The 19,491-nt window shown below is 71.2% G+C and carries 18 protein-coding genes; 7 read left to right on the forward strand and 11 right to left on the reverse strand.

Translation table 11 applies throughout. The features are described 5' to 3' along the window. Nucleotides 1-99 precede the first annotated feature (99 nt). Nucleotides 100-672 (reverse strand): polysaccharide biosynthesis/export family protein, encoded by a 573-nt coding sequence (locus tag MOX02_RS14345; protein WP_147026476.1) that lies wholly within the window; start codon nt 670-672, stop codon nt 100-102. Between the two features lie 170 nt (nt 673-842). On the opposite strand from MOX02_RS14345, the gene MOX02_RS14350 reads away from it, so the two are divergent. After that, nucleotides 843-3,113 carry a GumC family protein gene (locus MOX02_RS14350; RefSeq protein ID WP_373866744.1) on the forward strand — a complete coding sequence of 757 codons (2,271 nt, stop codon included), beginning with the start codon at nt 843-845 and terminating at the stop codon, nt 3,111-3,113. Between the two features lie 69 nt (nt 3,114-3,182). On the opposite strand, the gene MOX02_RS14355 is transcribed toward MOX02_RS14350, so the two are convergent. After that, nucleotides 3,183-4,313 (reverse strand): GNAT family N-acetyltransferase, encoded by a 1,131-nt coding sequence (locus MOX02_RS14355; RefSeq protein ID WP_238179519.1) that lies wholly within the window; start codon nt 4,311-4,313, stop codon nt 3,183-3,185. 247 nt (nt 4,314-4,560) lie between these two features. On the opposite strand from MOX02_RS14355, the gene MOX02_RS14360 reads away from it, so the two are divergent. Continuing rightward, a complete protein-coding gene (locus MOX02_RS14360) occupies nt 4,561-5,622 on the forward strand; it encodes a polysaccharide deacetylase family protein (RefSeq protein WP_147026478.1) in 1,062 nt (353 codons plus the stop codon). Nucleotides 5,623-5,629: 7 nt separating this feature from the next. Here MOX02_RS14360 and MOX02_RS14365 read toward each other — a convergent pair whose 3' ends face one another. Further along, nucleotides 5,630-6,001, reverse strand: a complete 372-nt coding sequence (locus tag MOX02_RS14365; RefSeq protein WP_147026479.1) for a hypothetical protein — start codon at nt 5,999-6,001, stop codon at nt 5,630-5,632. 105 nt (nt 6,002-6,106) lie between these two features. Continuing rightward, complete coding sequence (locus tag MOX02_RS14370; protein WP_147026480.1) at nt 6,107-6,313, reverse strand: DUF2842 domain-containing protein; 207 nt, start codon at nt 6,311-6,313, stop codon at nt 6,107-6,109. Nucleotides 6,314-6,534: 221 nt separating this feature from the next. Here MOX02_RS14370 and MOX02_RS14375 point away from each other — a divergent pair, with 221 nt between their 5' ends. After that, on the forward strand, nt 6,535-7,647 hold the full coding sequence (locus MOX02_RS14375) for a COX15/CtaA family protein (protein ID WP_147026481.1): 1,113 nt from the start codon (nt 6,535-6,537) through the stop codon (nt 7,645-7,647). A 260-nt stretch (nt 7,648-7,907) separates the two neighbouring features. Continuing rightward, nucleotides 7,908-8,591 carry a PAQR family membrane homeostasis protein TrhA gene (gene trhA, locus MOX02_RS14380; RefSeq protein WP_147026482.1) on the forward strand — a complete coding sequence of 228 codons (684 nt, stop codon included), beginning with the start codon at nt 7,908-7,910 and terminating at the stop codon, nt 8,589-8,591. Nucleotides 8,592-8,603: 12 nt separating this feature from the next. On the opposite strand, the gene MOX02_RS14385 is transcribed toward trhA, so the two are convergent. Further along, nucleotides 8,604-9,269, reverse strand: a complete 666-nt coding sequence (locus MOX02_RS14385; protein ID WP_238179517.1) for a hypothetical protein — start codon at nt 9,267-9,269, stop codon at nt 8,604-8,606. A gap of 108 nt (nt 9,270-9,377) precedes the next feature. After that, complete coding sequence (locus MOX02_RS14390) at nt 9,378-9,626, reverse strand: hypothetical protein (RefSeq protein ID WP_147026483.1); 249 nt, start codon at nt 9,624-9,626, stop codon at nt 9,378-9,380. Nucleotides 9,627-9,869: 243 nt separating this feature from the next. Here MOX02_RS14390 and MOX02_RS14395 point away from each other — a divergent pair, with 243 nt between their 5' ends. Continuing rightward, on the forward strand, nt 9,870-10,088 hold the full coding sequence (locus MOX02_RS14395) for a hypothetical protein (RefSeq protein ID WP_147026484.1): 219 nt from the start codon (nt 9,870-9,872) through the stop codon (nt 10,086-10,088). 105 nt (nt 10,089-10,193) lie between these two features. On the opposite strand, the gene MOX02_RS14400 is transcribed toward MOX02_RS14395, so the two are convergent. From MOX02_RS14400 to MOX02_RS14415, 4 genes are all read right to left on the reverse strand, one after another. Then, nucleotides 10,194-11,285, reverse strand: coding sequence for a hypothetical protein (locus MOX02_RS14400; protein WP_147026485.1), 1,092 nt, complete (start codon nt 11,283-11,285; stop codon nt 10,194-10,196). 39 nt (nt 11,286-11,324) lie between these two features. Further along, nucleotides 11,325-14,357: a penicillin-binding protein 1A gene (locus MOX02_RS14405; protein ID WP_147026486.1), complete on the reverse strand. Its 3,033-nt coding sequence runs from the start codon at nt 14,355-14,357 to the stop codon at nt 11,325-11,327. A gap of 99 nt (nt 14,358-14,456) precedes the next feature. Further along, nucleotides 14,457-15,047 (reverse strand): hypothetical protein, encoded by a 591-nt coding sequence (locus tag MOX02_RS14410; RefSeq protein WP_147026487.1) that lies wholly within the window; start codon nt 15,045-15,047, stop codon nt 14,457-14,459. Between the two features lie 17 nt (nt 15,048-15,064). Further along, a complete protein-coding gene (locus tag MOX02_RS14415) occupies nt 15,065-15,553 on the reverse strand; it encodes a hypothetical protein (protein ID WP_147026488.1) in 489 nt (162 codons plus the stop codon). Between the two features lie 267 nt (nt 15,554-15,820). Here MOX02_RS14415 and MOX02_RS14420 point away from each other — a divergent pair, with 267 nt between their 5' ends. Both MOX02_RS14420 and MOX02_RS14425 read left to right on the forward strand, forming a co-directional pair. Beyond that, nucleotides 15,821-17,485, forward strand: a complete 1,665-nt coding sequence (locus tag MOX02_RS14420) for an alpha-amylase family protein (protein WP_147026489.1) — start codon at nt 15,821-15,823, stop codon at nt 17,483-17,485. A gap of 85 nt (nt 17,486-17,570) precedes the next feature. Continuing rightward, nucleotides 17,571-18,218, forward strand: coding sequence for an MBL fold metallo-hydrolase (locus MOX02_RS14425; protein WP_147026490.1), 648 nt, complete (start codon nt 17,571-17,573; stop codon nt 18,216-18,218). A gap of 6 nt (nt 18,219-18,224) precedes the next feature. Here MOX02_RS14425 and MOX02_RS14430 read toward each other — a convergent pair whose 3' ends face one another. Continuing rightward, nucleotides 18,225-19,460: a GGDEF domain-containing protein gene (locus MOX02_RS14430; protein WP_244948438.1), complete on the reverse strand. Its 1,236-nt coding sequence runs from the start codon at nt 19,458-19,460 to the stop codon at nt 18,225-18,227. Nucleotides 19,461-19,491: the final 31 nt, after the last annotated feature.

Here is a 19,491-nt window from a genome sequence, read left to right on the forward strand (position 1 = left end):
GGTGAGGGGTGCGCGTTATCCGGAGAGGTCGTATCCCTCACCCCAACCCTCTCCCGAACGGGAGAGGGAGCACGCCGGATCCGCTCGTGGTCCTCGGCCTCAGAAGAAGCGCTCCTTGACCATGATCGTGTCGCCGGGCCGCACCGGGTAGGTCATGGGCACGATGCCGGAGACGAGGCCGCCCGGCCCCTCGCGGGTCAGCACGGCGTAGTCGCGGGCGGCACGCGGCCCGAAGCCGGCGGCGATCGCCACGGCCGTCTCGACCGTCATGCCGTTGACGTAGGGGTACTGGCCCGAGGTCGTCACCTCGCCGAGAATGTAGAACGGCCGGTAGGCGTCCACCTCCACCGTCACGTGCGGCTCGCGCACGAAACCCGCCGCGAGCTTGCCCTCGATGGTGCGGGCCGCCGCCGCCGTGGTCTGCCCTCCGATCGCGACCGTGCCGATCAGCGGCATCGCGATGCGTCCGGCCCCGTCGACCGCGTATATGTTCGAGAGGTTGTCCTGGCCGAACACGATCACGCGCAGGCGGTCACCCGCCGAGAGGGTGTAGCGGGCGCCGATCGAGCCCGTGCCGGTGGCGTCGAGCTGCGCCGTCCGGAAGTCCGGGCGCAGGCAGCCGCCCAGCGCCAGGCTGGAGGTGAGTGCGAGAAGGAGTGCGCGCCGGTTCATCACCCATGCCGCCGTGATTGTCCTCAACGGCGACGGTTTAGGTCGATATGGTTAAGGAAGGCTGACGTCCCGGAAGGGCGCAGGATGCGCGGCCGGCGCCTTAACCGCTGATCAATCTTAACAGTCTCTACTGTGCGCTGACCTGAGCCCGTGCAGCGGATACCGTCGCCTTGCGTATCGACCGATCAACGCCCCGCGCCGACCCCGAGGCCGACCGCGACGCGCGCGCCGGCGCCCCGGCGGAGGCGCTCGCCCTGTCGCAGGTCAGTGGCGTGCTGCGCCGCTCCTGGCACTGGATCGCCCTGCCGACGCTCGTCGCGGCGGCGGGCGCGGTCGCCTTCGTGCAGATCGTGCCGCCCCGCTACACCGGCGAGGCCAAGCTTCTCCTGGAGAGCCGCGAGGCGGGGTTCGCCCGCACCGCCCAGGAGCGGGCGGAGCAGCCGCAGCCCATCGACGAGCAGGCGGTGGCGAGCCAGGCGCAGGTGGTGATGTCGCGCGACCTCGCCCGCGAGGCCATCCGCCGCCTCAAGCTCGTGGGCAACCCGGAATTCGACCCGACCGTCGAGGGTCTCGGCCCTGTGCAGCGCGCGCTGATGCTCGTCGGCGTCGCGCAGAACCCGCTGGAGCGGCCCGCCGAGGATCGCGTCCTCGACGCCTATTTCGACCGGCTGCTCGTCTTCCCCGCCGGAAAGTCGCGGATCCTGTCCGTCGAGTTCCGCTCGAAGGATCCGGCCCTGGCGGCGCAGGGCGCCAACACCATCGCCGAGCTCTACATCGCCTCGCTCGAGGCCGCGAAGGTCGACACGGCGCGCTACGCCTCGACCTGGCTCGGAGGCAACATCGAGGCCCTGCGCAGCCGCGTGGCCGAGGCCGAGGCGAAGGTCGAGGCGTTCCGCGCCAGGAACGGCCTCGTCGCCGCGGGCGGAGCAGCCGGCCAGCCCCTCAGCGCCCAGCAGCTCGCCGAGCTGTCGAGCCAGCTCTCGCACGCCCGCACCCTCAAGGCGGATCTCGACGGCCGCGTGAAGCTCATCAAGGAGATGATCAAGGACGGGCGCGCCTTCGAGATCCCGGACGTCGCCAACAACGACCTGATCCGCCGCGTCGTCGAGAGCCGCATCACCCTGCGGGCCCAGCTCGCCCTGGAATCGCGCACGCTGCTCCCCGCCCACCCGCGCATCAAGGAGCTGACCGCGCAGGTGGCTGACCTCGACGCGCAGATCAAGGCGGCGGCCGAGCGCATCGGGCGCACGCTGGAGAACGACGCCAAGATCGCGGGAGCCCGCGTCGAGAGCCTTCAGGCGACCGTCGACGGGCAGCGCGACGTCGTCGTGAAGGGCAATTCCAGCGAGGTGCAGCTGCGGGCGCTGGAGCGCGAGGCCAAGGCGCAGCGCGAGCAACTCGAGTCCTATCTCTCGCGCTACCGCGAGGCGGCAGCCCGCGACGCGGAGAGCGCATCGCCCGCCGACGCCCGCATCGTCTCCCGTGCAGTGGTTCCGGAGCTGCCCTCCTTCCCGAAGAAGCTGCCGATCATCGGTCTCGTGACGCTGATGGCCTTCCTGCTCTCGGCGGGCGCCGTGATCGCGCGCAGGCTCCTCGCCAATCCGGGCGGCGCCCCGCGCGCGGACGCTCCGGCGTTCGAGGCGGCCGAGGCCGCGCCGCAGCCCCAGCCGGTCCGCTTCAGCTTCCCCGAGGCGACGCCGCCCGCCTCCTGGCCGAAACTCGCCGAGGTCGCCTCCGAACGGGCGCCGGTCCGGACGCCGGCCGCGCCGCAGCCGCCGCAAGCCGAACCCGGCTCGCCGTTCGATCTCGGCATCCTGGTCGGGCGCCTGAGCGAGCGGCCCCGCGGTGAGGGAGGGCGTACCGTCCTCGTCCTCGAGACCGCGCCGGCCAAGCGCGGCACTGGCCGCCCCTCCGCGAAGGGGCTCGCCGAGACCCTCGCGGACACCCTTGCCGAGCAACGCGCCGTGCCGGCGCAGGTGCTCGCCGTCGATCTCGACGGGCCGGCGAGCGATCCGGACGATCCGGGCCTGACCGATCTCGTGGCGGGCGACGCCGCCTTCCTCGACGTGATCCAGCCCGTTCCCGGCTCCCGTCTCCATCGCGTCGCCCGCGGCTTCGTCGACAGCGAGGTGCTGCTGGAGGAGCCGCAGGCGCTCGCGATCACCCTCGAGGCGATGTCCGAGGCCTACGACTGGGTAATCTGCACCCAGCGCCTGCGCCACGGCAGCGCCACCCGTGCCCTTCTGGAAGCGGTGGCCGGGCGGATGGACAGCGTCGTCATCGCCTCGAACGCGGCCGCCGACGATCCCGACCTCGTCACCCTCTACGGCATCGCCGAGGACGCGGGAGCGGGCCAGGTGCTGGTGGCGCAGGACAGCGTGGCCCAGCCGGCCGCCGACCTGAGCGACGAGCCGATGCCGCTTCGCCTCTCGGCGGCGTGAGCGCGACGCGGGTGCCGGCCGGAAGCGGTCGCGACGGTTGTCCCATCGCGCGGCGAGCCCGGGCCGCGCTCAGTTCCGGCCGAGGCGGCGCAGGCGCCGGGCGAAGCTCCAGAGGCGCGGGTCGCGCTTGATCTGCGCCCGCAGACCGGTGTCGGCGGCAGCGGCGAGCCCGTAGAGGCGGCCGCGCAGGGTCACCGGCAGGACCAGTTCGGCGAGCTCGATCGTCTCGTCGCAGATGCTCGACTTGTAGCGCGCCTCCCCGACCCCGAGGTCGAAGGCCCGGCGCCCGCGCGCGGTCTGGTCGCGCACGAGGTGGTGCAGCAGGAGATCACCCGGACTGCAGCGGGCGATCTCCGGATCACCGTCGAACGCCGTCATCATGCCGCTGAAGCGGCCGGCATCCACCGCGCCGCCGAAGACTGCCAGAACGCGCCCGCTCCGGCGGGCCACCAGCGCGTGGACCTCCATTGCGGGCGCGCTCGCGCCGGGATCGGACGCGGCCGCAAGGAAGCGGCGGATCGGCATCTGGGCGTAGGGATCGGCGATGCCCTGGCTCGCGAAGCGAACGGCCTTCTGGGCATAGAAGGCGGCGAGAAACGCCTCCGCCTCGTCCGCCGTGCCGGCGCACCGGTAGTCGAGGGGGCCCACGGCCTCCGCGAGGCGCTTCTCCTTCGCGCGCAGCTTCTTGCGCGCGTCGGCGCTGAAGACACGGCGCACCGTCGCCTCCGGGTCGGGCCCGAGCATCAGGCCGTAGGCGTCGTTCGCCCCGCGGCGTGCGCCCACCGCCAGCGGGTTCACGGCGCCGTCCCAAGTGCGGGGTTGGTGGGCGAGGATGTAGAGGTCGATGCCCGCGCTCGATCCGGCGCGAACCAGGAGGTCGAGCAGATCCTCGGTCGGGACCGCCGCGGCCTCGCGGCTCGCGAAGAGGGGGAGATGGTAGTTCGCGTGGGTGGCGCCCACGACCCGGGCGACACGCACGCCGCGCTCGCGCGTCACCGCGAGCGGCATCAGCAGGCGCGGGCGCCCGCCCGCGTCGCGCAGGACCAGGACGCGCAATGCGCCGGGTGCCGCACCCCCGCGGAGGAAGGCCGCCACCCAGTCGAAGCGCTGGTAGGGCGTGGCGAGGCAGCCCGGTCCGCTCTCGAGGCCCCGCCAGAGCGCCTCGACGGAACCGAGATCGGACCAGATTTCCGCCCGCATGCTCCCGTGCGCTCCTCCCGGCACGCTCTCGGCGGCCGGGACCGTCCCGGACCAGCCTCCGACGAGAACCGACATCGGCCGAGCCTCCCTGTGTGCGCCGCTCCGGCGCCCGATCCCTCGAACCTAGGAAGCCCCGTCCTAAAGCGCCGTGTCGCCGCCCCGGAGACCTGCGAGCGTGGGTAACGAAACCTTGTCGGTCGGTGGGGTAGGGCTAATTCGATCCGCCCGCCGCGCCGAGGGTTCCGTCTTGCTGTCGAGCCGCAACCGCCACCGCCTGTTCGAAGCGGGCTTCCGCGTCGTCTCGGGCCTCGCGGCCGACCGCTGGCTGGAGCCCGCGGCCCGCGGACTGGGCCTCATCCTCACCTTCCACCACGTCTCGCCGGATGCGCCCGGAACGTTCGCGCCGAACCGCCTCCTCAGCATCACGCCGGATTTCCTGGACCGCACCCTGACGGCCCTGCGGGATCGGAGCTTCACGATCGTGCCTCTCGAAGCGGTGCCGGAGCGTCTCGCGCGGCCGGGGCAGGCGCCCTTCGCGGCGCTGACCTTCGACGACGGATACCGGGACAACGCGGCCCACGCGGCGCCCGTGCTCAGGCGTCACCGGGCGCCCTGGACGCTCTTCGTGACCAGCGACTTCGCCGACCAGCGCGGCCGGCTCTGGTGGATCGAGCTTGAGCGGGCGGTGCGGCGCCTCGACCGGGTGCAGGCCACGGGGGCGGACGGATCCGCCCTCGACCTCAAGGCCCGCACGGACCTCGAGAAGGTGGTGGCCTTCGAGGCAGTCTACCGGGCGCTGCGGGCCGGCCCTGAAGAGCACCTTCTCGATACCGTCGCGGAGCTCTGCGGCCGGGCGGGCATCCGGGCCGGCGGCCTCGCCTCCGAGCTCTGCCTCGGCTGGGACGGGCTGCGCGACCTCGCGCGGGACCCGGCCGTGACGATCGGGGCGCACACGCGCTCCCACCCGATGCTCGCCAAGCACGCCGGCGAGGCCGCGCGCGCGGAGATCGCGGAGGGCCGCGCCCGCATCGAGGCGATGCTCGATCGCACGGTGCGGCACCTCTCCTACCCGGTCGGGGACCGGACCTCGGCAGGCCCGCGGGAATTCGCCCTCGCGCGGGAGCTCGGTTTCGCGACGGCGGTGACGACCCGGCCCGGCCACCTCTTCGCGGAGCATGCCGACCACCCGCACGCCCTGCCGCGGGTGTCGGTGAACGGCTGTCATCAGTCGCAGGCGGCGCTGAAGGGGCTTCTCTCCGGCGTGCCCTTCCTCGCCTGGAACCGCGGGCGCCGGCTCGACGTGGCCTGATGCCGGATCAGCGGCGGCGGCGCCGCCGGTAGCTGCGCGTCTCTTCGCCGCCGCCCGCGGTGAAGACGGCGACCTGCCGGCCGCGGCGCCCGTAGCGCGCCCGCCCGCGCCGACCGCGGCCGACCTCGGGGGCGGCGTCCTCGGCCATCGGGATCGCGGCGGCCGCGACCGGCGGGGCCGAGGCGCCGCCGCCGTCGCCGCCCGCGATGTTCTTCGCCGCCGGCCCGAACATGGAGAGGCACTGGTTGTAGGCGAGGTCGTTCTTCAGCCGCTCGCACTCGCCGATCGAGCGCGGCGTCTCCTGCGCGGCGAGCGGCGTGCCCGAGAGAAGGCAGAGGAAGCCGGCGAGGCCGAGGAGACGCGGGAAGAGAGGGGGCATGAGGCGGGATCGGACCAGAATCGGGGTTCGCTGGGGGCTGGCGCCACGCTTCTGGCCGGCGAGTGCGGCGAAATCGCGGGCGCCCGGGACCTCGCCGCCGAACTCTCAGGGATCGGGCCGCTCCATCCAGCGGATCACCGGCATCAGCGGGAAGATCCACGCGATCCCGAGCAGGCAGTAGAGCACGGTCTGCACCAGGGCCGGTGCCTCGGCGATGCGGCTGTCGGCGAGCGCCATGGCGAGGGGCGCGTAGATCATGACGAAGGCCAGGATCACGATCGTCCCGATCAGGGTGCGGGTCCGGCGGGCCATCGGGCTCCTCTCATCGCCCCGTCGCGGGGAGGGCGGTCCGGCGAGGGCTAATGCGGGCCCCGCCGGATGGCAACACGGTGCGGCGCCGCAGCGGGCTGCACCGCGTGCGTCACCGGCGGGCGTTGCTCCGCCCGCGTCCGCTGCCGTAAGAGCCTGCCGCGACAGCGCCCTCCCGCCGGCCGACCCGCGGGCGCCCGGCCGAACCCCGAGCGAGCCACACGATGATCTCCGCCGCGACCGCGACTCCCCCCGCGAACCGGGCCGTGCGCACCTGGCTCTACCTCCTCGCCGCCCTCGTGGTGGCGATGGTGGCGGTGGGCGGCGCGACGCGCCTCACCGGGTCCGGGCTCTCGATCACGGAGTGGCGGCCGGTGACCGGCGCCGTCCCGCCCCTCTCGGCGGAAGCCTGGGCGGCCGAGTTCGACAAGTACAAGGACACGCCGCAGTACCGGATCCTCAACCAGGGCCTCGGCCTGTCCGACTTCAAGGTGCTCTACGCCTGGGAGTGGGGACACCGGTTCCTCGGGCGGTTCATCGGCCTCGCCTTCTTCCTGCCCCTCGTCTGGTTCTGGCTGCGCGGGCGGCTGAGCCTGCGCCTCGGTCTCGGCCTGCTCGGGCTCGGGCTTCTCGGCGGACTCCAGGGCGCGATTGGATGGATCATGGTCGCCTCCGGCCTCGAGCCGGGCATGACCGCGGTGGCGCCCCTCAAGCTCGCCCTGCACCTCACCACCGCGAGCCTGATCCTGGCCGGCCTCGTCTGGCTGGCTGCGGGCCTGCGCGAGGCGACGATCCAGCCGGCGCCGGCACGCCTGCGGCGCACCGCCTCCGCGCTCCCGATCCTCGTGCTTCTGCAGATCTTCCTCGGCGGCCTCGTCGCCGGCTCGCACGCGGGCCTCGTCTACAACACGTGGCCCACCATGAACGGCGACCTCGTGCCGGACGTCTCGGGCCTGTTCGTCGTGAAGCCCTGGATCGAGAACTTCGTCGACAACGTCACCCTGGTCCAGTTCAACCACCGGGTGACCGCCTACCTCATCGTCGCGGTGGCGCTCCTGCACGCCCTCGACGCGCGCCTCACCGGCGCGAGGGCGCCGGCGCGGCGCGCGGCCGGCATCCTGGTCCTGACGCTCGCCCAGGCGGCGCTCGGCATCACGACGCTGCTGCTCGCGGTGCCCCTCTGGGCCGCGCTCGCGCATCAGGTGCTGGCGATGGCGGTCCTCATCATGGCCACGGTGCACGCCCGCCTCAGCCGCGGCACGGTGCCTGCTTCCGTGAAGCTCGGCCCGGCCAGCGTCCCGTTCGGCTACGAGGCGATGGCCCGGCCCGGCGTCTGACGATCCCGCGGATCCGGCGCCCGACCCGCCGCGGACGCCAGTGCTCGCGAGTCGAGGTCTCATGGAGCGGGGGCCGCGCACCGCATCGGCGCGGCTCTCCACAGGTGCGCATGGCATTCGCCCGGCGGCGAAACGTCTCGCAACGCACAAATCTTCACCATCTGCGCTCAAATAATTGGGAGTAACTCCACATCAGTAGTTTTTTGAAGGAACGACTTTGCGAGAAAGAGCTTAGCCTTCGCGAGGTGCTGGAGGCAGAAATGTTCCTGGCAGAGGATGGACGACCGCTTGGCGTGAGCTGGAACTATACCCGTCGCGAGATCATGGCCGACGGGGTGATCCACTGTATCGGCGTGGTGTTGGGTCTCGCCGGCGCCATCGCTCTGGTGGTCACGGCGACGATGACGCATCTGGGCTGGGGCGCGCGCGCCGCGATCATCGTCTACGCCACCGTCCTCGTCTCGATGCTCGCCGTCTCGGCGATCTACAACCTTCACCCGGTCCATCCGCGCAAATGGCTCCTGCGGCGGGCCGACCACGCCCTGATCTACCTGATGATCGCGGGGACCTACACGCCGCTCGTCACCCTCGTCGGCACCGGGCCGACCGCCTACGGGCTCCTGGCCTTCATCTGGGTGGTGGCCGGCATCGGCATCGCGGTGAAGCTGCTCCTGCCCGGCCGCTTCGACCGACTCTCCATCGCCCTCTACCTGATGCTCGGCTGGAGCGGCCTGTTCGCCTACGAGTCGGTCATCGCCGTCCTGCAGCCGACCGCTCTCTGGCTGCTCGCGGTGGGCGGCCTGCTCTACTCCTTCGGCGTGGTGTTCCACGTCTGGCGGAGCCTGCCGTTCCAGAACGCGATCTGGCACGCCTTCGTGCTCTTCGGCACGGCCTGCCACTACGGAACGGTCTGGGCGAGCGTCTCCGGCGCAGGGGCGGTCTGAACGCCCCGGACCTCAGGGGCTCGTCGACCAGGGATTGATCACCCGCATCGCGGCGGCCTCCGTCTGGACGGGAGCGGCTTCCTTCGGTGCCGTCCCGCGCTTCAGGCGGGCCATCTGGCGGCGGGCCTCGTCCGCGGGCAGGGCGCCGACCGGGGCGATCATGGCCGCGAGCAGGCGGCGGGTCTTCTTGTCCACCTGCCGCGAGCGGTCGACGGGCTCGAACTCGTGCATGGCGTGGCGCTTGTCGGGCGCCCCGGTGAAGACGCGGGCGCCGTCCTTCAGGATCACGATGTCGCCGGGGCGCAGAGTCTCGTCCTTGAGCAGGGCCGCCGCCGCGCCGGCCTTCATGTCTAGGGGCTGCTGCCGGTCCGTGATGCGGACCTTGAGCGGCTCGGGCTTCGGCAGCGCCGCGTAGCGGACCTTCGGGCGCAGGCGCGCGGCGCGGGCCTGACGCCGCCCGTAGTAGCGCTCGGGCGCGGGCATCTGCACGTCGGCGGGCGGAGGCGCCGCCTGCGGCGCGGGCTGCGCCGGAGAGAAGAGTTGGCGGAACAGCCCGCCGAGCCCCTCCTCCTGCGCGTGCACCGCCGCGCTGCCGAGCACCACCCCCGCCGCGGCGAGGGCGACCACGGCACCATGGCTCAGCGGATGACGGGCGAGGCGGGTCTGGATCGTCGGCATCGGTCCCCTCCGGCAGGCTCTCCCGCGCCTGCGGCGGGACGTCCCACCTTCAACGGAGGGTTAACGTGACAGTTCCGATGCAATTTCAGGTTCTGACGTACGGACGCCTCATCCCGGAGCGGCCTCGTCGCCCTCGCCGATGCAGTCGAGGGCGCGCTCGACGGCGCTGACCGCGTCGAGGAGGTTCTGAACCGTCCGCTCCACCTCCAGCGGCGGCCGTCCCATCGCGGCGGCCCGGGCGCTCAGGGCCTCCAGCTGCTCCAGGAGATCGAGGAGATCGCCGGCCACGGCCACGACCTCGCAACGCGCAAGTTGTGCGGCGGGCTGGCGCTGACGAAAGGGCAGAACGTTGCTCATCGGCGCCAGTCTTCGTCAAAAGCGGCAGGATTCGCCAGGGTCCGCACCCGATCCTCCACACGATTGCCGCGGTTGCGTGGCCGATTCGACGCGGATTGGTGTGTTTTTCGTGGCCGCCCGGCATCACCCTGCCGGCAACGATCCACCGCCCATGAACCATGCGCTTGACGGGGCCGCCCAGGCGGCACCACCACGGCGCGGCCCCCGAGCGACGACGCTCAGCGACGAGATCTGGAACACGACATGCGCCTCAAGCCCCTCGCCCTCATCGCGGCCCTGGCAGCCGGTCTCGCGGCCTGCAGCAGCGTCGAGGGGCCGGACAGCCGCAGTGGCTTCGCCGAGACGTTCAGCACCGACAACTTCCGCCGCTCGAACGACACCAACGGCACCCAGACCCGCCGGGATGTGAACCGCGCCTACACGCAGCCCTCGATCCCCTCGATCGCGAACCGGGGCTACTGACGCGCGTCCGTCCCCGAGGCACATACCGGGCCCGCGTGAGCGGAGCCCGGGATGGCGGAGCAACGAGGCAGGCCGGGAGAGGGCCTGCCCACCGCTTGCCCAGCCCTAACGCTTGGCCAGTGCGTCGGCGAAGGCCGCGATGCGGTTGCGGGCATAGGTGGGAAGCCCGGCGCTGATCGAGTTGCCGGTGTTGAAGCTCGAATTGCCCATCAGCACCTGCGCCGGCAGCAGGTTCTTGAGCACCGGCACGCGGGCATACTCGGCCTTGCGGTCGAGCACGTCGGCCTTGATCGCCAGCGCCATGTAGGTCGTCACCACCGTCTTCATCGGGTCACCCGGCATCGGCTGGAATACGGCGAGGAACTTGCCGAAGCGAAGGATCTGGTTGACCCAGAAGATCGTCTGCTCGAGCCCGCCCGTCACCGCCGTGTCGACCTTGGTGAGCTTGCCGAGGGCGGCGGCCTCGGCCGGGGGCAGGGTGCGCAACTCGCTCTGGAAGGAGACGAACTCGGCGATCTTCTTCGAAGAGCCCTCCTCGAGCTTGTTGGCGAGCTTCACGCCGAGCGGCAGCTTGCCCTCAAGGTCGTAGCGGGACTCGATGCAGGCGGCCGCGTCCGCGCACCACGGGCGGTCCGGCCGCTTCGCGAAGGCGGCGGCCGGGTCCTTGGTCGGGGTCACGTCGGCGGGGTCCAGGGGCTTGTGCTTGATGGCCCCGTCCATCTTCTGCACGAAGGCGAGGTTCGCGTAGGCCGAGAGATCGATCGCCTCCGGCGGACGGGGCACCACGAAGCGCCCCTCCGCCACGTAGACCTTGAGGGTCTCGTGCCGGGGCTTCGCGACCCCGTTCACCGTCACCGTGTAGTCGGGCTCCTTGTAGCCGGGAAAGGGCGCGAGAGCGGCGGCCTCGGCCGGCCGGGTGCGCACCCAGTCGAGATAGGGCGTCAGGCCGTTCTCGGGCGCCGACGGGTTCTCCCGGCGGTCCATGAACAGGATCGTGCCGGGCTTGATCTGGATGGGATCGAGGGCGGTGACCGAGGGCACCTCTCGGATGCGCTCGGGGGCATTCGGCACAGGCGCGGCCATGCCGGTTCCCGTCCCGGGTGCCGGCCCTGCCTGAGCGAGGGCTGGGGCGCCCGCGCCGGCGAGATGCGGTAGGGCGAGGGCGTAGCAAAGGGCTGCCGTCAGATGCGTGCGCACGTTTCGGGCCTCGGGTTCGGAATGTCGGGAAGCGCGGGCTCAGTAGCGCGGATCGTCGCCAAAGAGCCAGTCCGGGTCCCGGCGGCGGGGCCGCGGCCAGTCGTCGTCGCCGAAGGGCGAGCGGCTGGTCTGGCCGGGCCAGGCTCGGTACCCGTCCTGGTAGCCGTCGAGATCGCCCTGCGCGCGCCGGCTGCGGCCGGGCTGCTGCGGGCGCTGGCCGTAGGGGTCGAGGAAGTCGGTATCGGGGGCGCGGTTGCCGAAGAAGTCGCCGCGCACGTCCGCCCCGTCCTCCGAGCCGCCGAGGCCGGCATCGCCGTCCTCCGCGTCCGGCCGCATGGCGTAGAGGGTCTCCCGCGGCACGAGCCGGTACTGGGTGTCGGCCATGCGGCCGTCGCCTTGCGTGCGGAAATGCTCCAGGAAGCCGCCGCCCGCGATGCGCTCGCCGCTGCGCGGCTCGATCGGCAGGTCGATCAGGTTGCGCCGCGCCTCCTGCGACGGGGGGCTCAGCGGAGTGCGCGGCACCCCGTTCGCCCAGGCCGCCTGCAGGATGGCGCCGGCGATCGGCACGGAGACGTGGCCGCCGGTCTGGCCTCGGCCGAGCGTGCGGCGGGTGCCGTCGGCGTTGTCGTAGCCCACCCAGACCACGACCGTGATCTCGTTGGTGAAGCCCGCGAACCACGCGTCGTTCTCGTTCTCCGAGGTGCCCGTCTTGCCCGCGACGTAGGCGGCGTTGCGGGCGAGGGCGGCGGCGGTGCCGTGACTCGTGACGCCCTGCAACATGGTCTTGAGCTGGTAGAAGGCGACACGGTCGGCCGAGCCGATCCGCACCGGCTCGCGGGCGGCGTGAAGGTAGAGCGGCTTGCCATCCCGCTCGATGCCTTCGAGCGCGTAGGGCGTCGGGCGGGCGCCCTCGTTCGCCACAGCCGCGTAGAAGGCGGCGAGATCGAGCATGCGCACCGGCTGGGCGCCGAGAACGAAGGGGTAGTAGCGCTCGCACTCGGCGTAGATCTGGGCCTCCAGCGCGATGTCGCAGACCCGCTGCAGGCTCGCTGGCGCCTTCTCGGCGATGCCACCCTGGAGCAGGCGGGCGGTCACGAGGTTCTTCGAGAATTCGAGGCCCCGCCGCAGGGTCGTGGCCCCGGCGCCGCCGCCGTCGTAGTTCTTCGGCGACCAGGAATCGCCGATCCCGCCGATGGGCGGCAGCGTCACGGACGAGTCCATCACGAGGGTGTTGGGCTGCAGGCCGGCGTTCAGCGCCGCGAGGTAGGTCAGCGGCTTCAGGGTCGAGCCGGGCTGGCGCACCGCCTGGGTCACCCGGTTGAGCTGGCTCACCGGGTAGGAGAAGCCGCCGACCATGGCCAGGATGCGGCCGGTGCGGTTCTCCAGAACGAGCGCCGCGCCCTGGACGGTGGGGCGCACCCGGATCTCCGCGCGCAGGCTCCCCTTGCCCTCCCGCAGCTTCACCCGCACCGCGTCGTAGAGCTGCAGCTTGCCCCGGGCGATGCCGGGATCGAGGCTCGCGACGCGCCCGTCGGCGAGCCCGACCCTCACGGCGCCGCGGCCGGTCTCCAGCACCACCGCGAGCGGCCAGTGCACGTCGTAGAGGGGCGCCCGCGCGCTCTCCAGAGCCCGCTGCCAGGCGGGCTTCGGCCCGGCGGGCTTCGCGGCGGACTGCCTCGCTTGGGCGGCCTTCACGGCCTTGCGGCCGGCGGCCTCCGTGGCGGGCTTCGGCGGGGGCTGCGCTCCGACCTCCGCCACGGCCGGCGCCGCGGTGGGCGCCGCGGACTCGATCTTGCGCACGGCCTCGGCGAGGTTGAGTTCGGGCCCCGTGAAGCTCTGGCGGCCGGTGGCGCGCTCGTAGTTGGCGAGGCCGTCCTGCAGCACGGTCTCGACGGCGCGCTGCAGCCCGGCATTGACCGTCGAGCGCACCGTGTAGGATGCGGACGTCAGGGACTCGGTCCCGCCGAAGGTGCGCGCCTCGCGGGCGAGGTGATCGACCACGTAGAAGCCGGAATCGCGCCGCGCCGTCTCGACGGGCTTGAGGCCGAGATCGGCCTTCACCGCCTGCGCCATCTGCTCCTCGGTGATGGCGCCCTCCTCCTTGAGGCGCGAGAGCACGTAGGCGCGCCGCTCGCGGGCGCGATCGGGGTACTTGTCGGGGCTGTAGTAGTTCGGGCCCTTCGGCATGCCGGCGAGGAGCGCCGCCTCGGGCAGGGTGAGATCGCCGACCGACTTCCCGAAATAGCTGCGCGCGGCCATCTCGATGCCGTAGGCGCCGCGCCCCAGGTAGATGCCGTTGAGGTAGAGGCCGAGGATCTCGGGCTTGCCGAGGATCCGCTCGAGGCGCGCCGCCACGATCATCTCGCGGATCTTGCGCTCGTAGGTCACGTCGTCGCCGACCGAGAGGTTCTTGACGACCTGCTGCGTGATGGTCGAGCCGCCCTGCGGGCGGCCCGGCGAGGCGAGGTTGCCGATGAAGGCACGGATGACGCCGCGCTCGTCGATGCCGTGGTGGCTCTCGAAGCGCTTGTCCTCGGCCGCGACGAACGCCTTGCGCACGAGCGGCGGCACGGAGGCGATCGGCACGGTGAGGCGGCGCCCGTTCGCCTCGAAGGTCTCGGCGTACGGCTTGCCCGCCCCGTCGAGGATGACGCTGGCACCGGGGAGCTTGGCGTCCTTGAGCGCCTCGGCGGAGGGCAGGTCGGCCGCGGCCTTGTTGTAGAAGGCGATCACCTCGGCGGCGTCGAAGGGCGAGTTCGCCGGGCTCTCGCCCTTGCAGAACTGGCGGTAGCTCGTGTTCAACTCGCCGATGTCGAGCCCGTGCAGGAGCTTCGGCGCGCCCGCGCCCGCCACCGCGCTCGGATCCTCCATCGCGGTCGAGATCAGCTCGTCGAGGTTGATGTCCTCGATGTCGAAAGCCTTTCGCATGTGCGCGCAGCCGTCGCGCAGGATCTGCACGACCTCCGCCCCGTCCCTGGCCGGATCGAACTGGGTCCTGACCGCATCGGGACGGGTCGTGACCTGGCTCAGCGTCAGCGCCGTCGCGAACAGCTTGATCAGGATGATGTTCATCGGGGGGCGGGCACCGGCCGTCTGACAGGAACGCGTGAGACCGCCCCGCGGATCAAGCGCGGCCGTCCCGCCCTAGATGGGGACCACAACGCGGCTGTTTTAAGGTGTCTGCGCCGCCTCCCCCTGGATCGTGAAGGGCTGCTCGACCTCGGCGCTCGCCCGGCGGACCGTGTCGTTGAGCGTGAAGACCAGCACGTAGTCGCCGGGTGGGGCGCCGCTCAGGCTGAGCGTGAGGTTGAGGAAGAACTCGCGCGCCCGCGCATGGGTCGAGAGGCTGTAGGACTGGAAGGCCTTCTGCTCGCCGAGCACCTCGCCGGACCGCTTCTTGATCGCGAAGTCGATCGTGCCCTCGAACGTGTAGGTGTCCCCCGCCTTGCGGTAGCCGAACCCGACCGGCTCGACGTAGCTCATCAGCGGCTCGCCCGGCGCGAACACGTTCGAGGGGCGCCGCTCGTAGTCGCCGTAGAGGGCCGCCTTGCGGCTCACGAACATCGCCCGGCGCGCCGCGAAGGGCAGGCGCTCCCAAGCCTCCGAGGCCGCGCGCTCGGCCGCCTCGTACTCGCCGAGCGCCTGGGTGCCGGCCGCCGCGGCGGCCTTGAGGCTCGACTTCGAGCCGGACCAGAAATCCTCCGCCGTGGCAGGGCCGGCGCAGAGGAGGGCGATCAGGCAGACCGCGGCAAGGGTGCGCATGGTCCCGGTCTCCTCGCTCAACGGATCGGCCGGACGCTGTTCATGATAGCGGAGATCTCGGCCTTGTGGGCCGCGCGCTCCTCCTCGGATCCCCAGAGGGTGAGCATGATCACCTGGTTCTCGCCGCCGCTGAGGAGCACGAAATCGACGAGGGTCTTCCCGTTCGCGTCCCTTGTATCGTAGCGCAGCACCGTCCCCGAGAGGCCGTTGAAATCCATCTCCTTCTCGATCGGCTTCACGCTGTCATCGATCTCGTTCTCGCGCATCCAGGCGCGGTTCGTTTCCAGCATCGCGTCGAGCTTCTTCTTTGAGGCGTACTCGACGTAGAAGACCACGTCCTCGCCGGGCGACCGCGCCGAGAAGCCGAAATCGATCTCGCGGACCTTCCAGTTGTCCGGGACGACGACGGTGATGGTCGGATTCTTCGGCGGCACCGCGAAGTTCCTCGCCTCGGCCGGCAGGGCGAGCACCGCGCAGAGCAGCGCGCCGAACATCATCCGTCTCATGGTCCGCCTTCGTCAGTCCTGGGCAGATCAGGCGCCTGCCCCCGTTCCTCTATGCTTCCGCGAGGATTGACGTCGCCTCAATCCGGCTGGTCGAGACGCACGCTGGCGGCCTCCATGAGGCCGGAGGCCGGAAAAACGCCGGCCAGGGTGAACAATCCCTCTCCGCCCATCTGACGGCGGTAGCGGCGCGACCATTTTACAACCTTAAGCGTTAGGCCCTCGCACGTCGCTCCGAGGGGGCTCGATCGGCGCGTGCCGGGGGCCCGCATGATCACCGATCTCTGGTACAAGAACGCCGTCATCTACTGCCTGTCGGTGCGCACCTTCATGGACGCGGACGGCGACGGGATCGGGGATTTCGCGGGGCTGGAGCGGCGGCTCGACTACCTGCAGGGGCTCGGGATCACCGCGATCTGGCTGATGCCGTTCCAACCCTCGCCCAAGCGCGACGGTGGCTACGATATCTCCGACTATTACGGGGTCGATCCCGACTATGGCTCGCTCGGCGATTTCGTGGCCTTCGCCCACGCGGCCAAGCAGCGCGGCCTGCGCGTCATCATCGACCTTGTGGTCAACCACACCTCGGACCGGCACCGCTGGTTCCAGTCGGCCCGCTCCGACCCGGACTCGCCCTACCGGGACTGGTACGTCTGGTCGGCGGAGCGGCCGGCCAACGCCGACGAGGGCATGGTCTTCCCCGGCGTGCAGAAGACGACCTGGACCTACGACGCGCGGGCCAAGGCCTACTACTTCCACCGCTTCTTCGACTTCCAGCCCGACCTCAACACCGCCAATCCGGAGGTGCGGGCCGAGATCCTGAAGATCATGGGCTTCTGGATCGAGCTCGGCGTCTCGGGCTTCCGGATGGACGCGGCGCCCTTCGTGATCGCGAAGAAGGGGCCCGACGTGACGGGCGAGCCGGACGAGCAGTTCGACATGCTGCGCGACTTTCGCGAATTCCTGCAGTGGCGCAAGGGTGACGCGATCATCCTGGCGGAGGCCAACATCCTGCCGAAGCAGGATCTGGACTATTTCGGCGCCGACGCCGACCGCATGCACATGATGTTCAACTTCCAGGTCAATCAGGCGACCTTCTACGCGCTCGCCGCCGGCGACACGCGGCCCCTGATCAAGGCCATCGACAAGACATGGAAGCGCCCGGCCTCCGCCCAGTGGGCCACCTTCCTGCGCAACCACGACGAGCTCGACCTCGGTCGGCTGACCGAGAAGCAGCGGCAGACCGTGTTCGCGGCCTTCGGGCCGGACAAGGACATGCAGCTCTACGAGCGCGGCATCCGCCGCCGCCTCGCGCCGATGCTGCAGGGCGACCCGCGCAAGATCCGGCTCGCCTACTCCCTGATGCTCACCCTGCCGGGGACGCCGGTGCTGCGATACGGCGACGAGATCGGCATGGGCGACGACCTCTCGCTGAAAGAGCGCGACTGCGCCCGCACGCCGATGCAGTGGACGGCGGAGAAGAACGGCGGCTTCACGAAATCGGACCGGCCGACCATGCCGGTGATCGGCAAGGGGCCCTACGGCTACGAGCACGTCAACGTCGCCGAGCAGCGCCACGACAAGGACTCGCTGCTCGCCTGGATGCAGAGCATGATCCGCCTGCGCAAGGAGGCGCCGGAGATCGGCTGGGGCGCGGTGACGGCGCTCGAGACGGGCGAGGACGCGGTGCTGGCCCTGCGCTACGACTGGCGCAACAACGCCGTTCTCTGCCTGCACAACCTCGCGGCGCGCCCCATCGAGATCAGCCTGCGCACCGGCATCGAGCCGCCCGAGGGCAACCTCCTGATCGATCTCCTCACCGGCGCCCGCAGCGAGGCGGCGGACGGACGCCACCTGCTCTGCCTGGAGGGCTACGGCTATCACTGGTACCGGGTCGGCGGGCTCGACGCCCTTCTCAAGCGCAGCCCGGCCTGAGCGCGGGTCGCGCGGAGCGCGGAGGCGCGCTAGAAGGACGGCACCGTCCCGCCCGAGAGGGCGCTCCGATCCGAAACGAGTCCCGATGCCAGGCACCCCCCGCGCCGGAATCATCCCGGTCACGCCCTTCCAGCAGAACTGCACCCTGATCTGGGACGAGGCCAGCAAGGTCGGCGCTGTCGTCGATCCGGGGGGCGACCTCGACCGGATCGAGGCGGCGATCCGCGAGCAGGGCCTGACGATCGAGAAGATCCTGCTCACCCACGGCCACATCGACCACGCGGGCGGCGCGGCGGAGCTGCGCGAGCGTCTCGGCGGCGTGCCGATCGAGGGGCCGCACGAGGCCGACCGCTTCCTGCTCGATTCCCTGCCCGAGACCGGTGCAGGCTACGGCATCCAGGGCGCGCGCGCCGTCACCCCCGACCGCTGGCTCGTCGAGGGCGACGCCGTCGGCGTCGGCCCGCTCGCCTTCGATATCCTGCACGCTCCCGGCCACTCCCCGGGCAGCGTCGTCTTCGTGAGCCGGGACGCGCGCTTCGCTCTCGTCGGCGACGTGGTGTTCAAGGGCTCGGTGGGCCGCACAGACCTGCCGGGCGGCAACCACGGCGAGCTGATCCGGGCGATCAAGGAGAAGGTCCTGCCGCTCGGCGACGACGTGGCCTTCATCCCCGGCCACGGGCCGACGGGCACGCTCGGCGAGGAGCGCCTGACGAACCCGTTCCTGCAGGAATGAGACGCCTCAGGCACGCGCCGCGCGCAGTCCGTCGGGGTCCCGCTCGGCCCGATCCACGGTGAGCGGCGGCCAGATCCGGTCGCGCCCCCCGCGCTTGGCCGCGTAGAGCGCGGCGTCCGCCGCCGCGATCAGCGCCTCCGCCGTCGTCTCGCCGCCCAGGCGGCCCGAGGCGATGCCGACGCTGATCGTCACGAAGGCGGATCCTGCGGGATCCCGCGGGATCCGCTCCCCCGCCACCCGCGCGCGAACCCGCTCCGCCACGGCGGCCGCCTCGGCCTCGGGATGATCGTCGAGCAGGATCAGGAACTCCTCGCCGCCGAAGCGGTAGACCTTTCCCTCGTCCGAGCGGACGCTCTCGGTCAGGATCGCGGCCACGCGCTTCAGGCACCGGTCCCCGGCCTGATGGCCGTTGGTGTCGTTGAACGCCTTGAAGTGGTCGATGTCGAGAAGCAGGACCGACGACGTCGGCGACGGGTCAAATGCGCGCCGGGCGAGCAGCCGCAGCAGGGCCGCATCGAGCGCGCGCCGATTGCAGATGCCGGTGAGCGCGTCGCGCAGGCTCGTGATCTCAAGAGCTTCGTTGCGGAGGCGGTCGCGCAGGGTCAGGAGATAGCCCGCGCGCGTCCTTTGCTCGAGCGCGTAGGCACCGAACAGCGAGAAGATCATCACGCCGGCCATGATCGAGTCCGCCATCAGGATCCGGTCGGCAGAGTGCGCATCGAACGTGTTCATGCCGAACGCGAACAGGATGAAGATCGCCGCGCAACCGGCCGTCGCGTAGACGAACTCGACCCCCTGCATCACGATCATGAACAGCACCACCAGGATGATGGTGAAGATGAGGACGTCCCGGTCGGGCATCCGGCTCGCGCACGTCACGACGACGATGGTCAGGGCTAGGACGATCATCGCGAGCGTCTGCGCACCGGCCCTCAGCCAGCGCGGCGGGCAGCGGGCCAGCAGGAGATTGGTGGCGACCGTGGCCGGCGTCATGACGCAGAAATGGAGGATGAGGTCGAGGAGAAACACGTCCCCGATCACGCGGTAGTCGGTGAGAAGGAAGCCGTGGTAGACGAGAAGGCCGACGTAGTTCTGCCGGATCATGTGCCGGCAGCGGCCCTCGCCCGTGTCGGCCTCGTACTGCCGCTCGATCCGTGGGCTGAACCGCAGCGGACGGAATCCGTGGCGGATTTCGTGTTCGACCTCGTCAAGATCGAGACTGGGGGCTGGCGCGCGCATCACGTCGTCCAAGGATCTTCCCTGATCCTGGACG

Source organism: Methylobacterium oxalidis (genome assembly GCF_007992195.1).
In the GTDB taxonomy this organism is placed as follows: domain Bacteria; phylum Pseudomonadota; class Alphaproteobacteria; order Rhizobiales; family Beijerinckiaceae; genus Methylobacterium; species Methylobacterium oxalidis.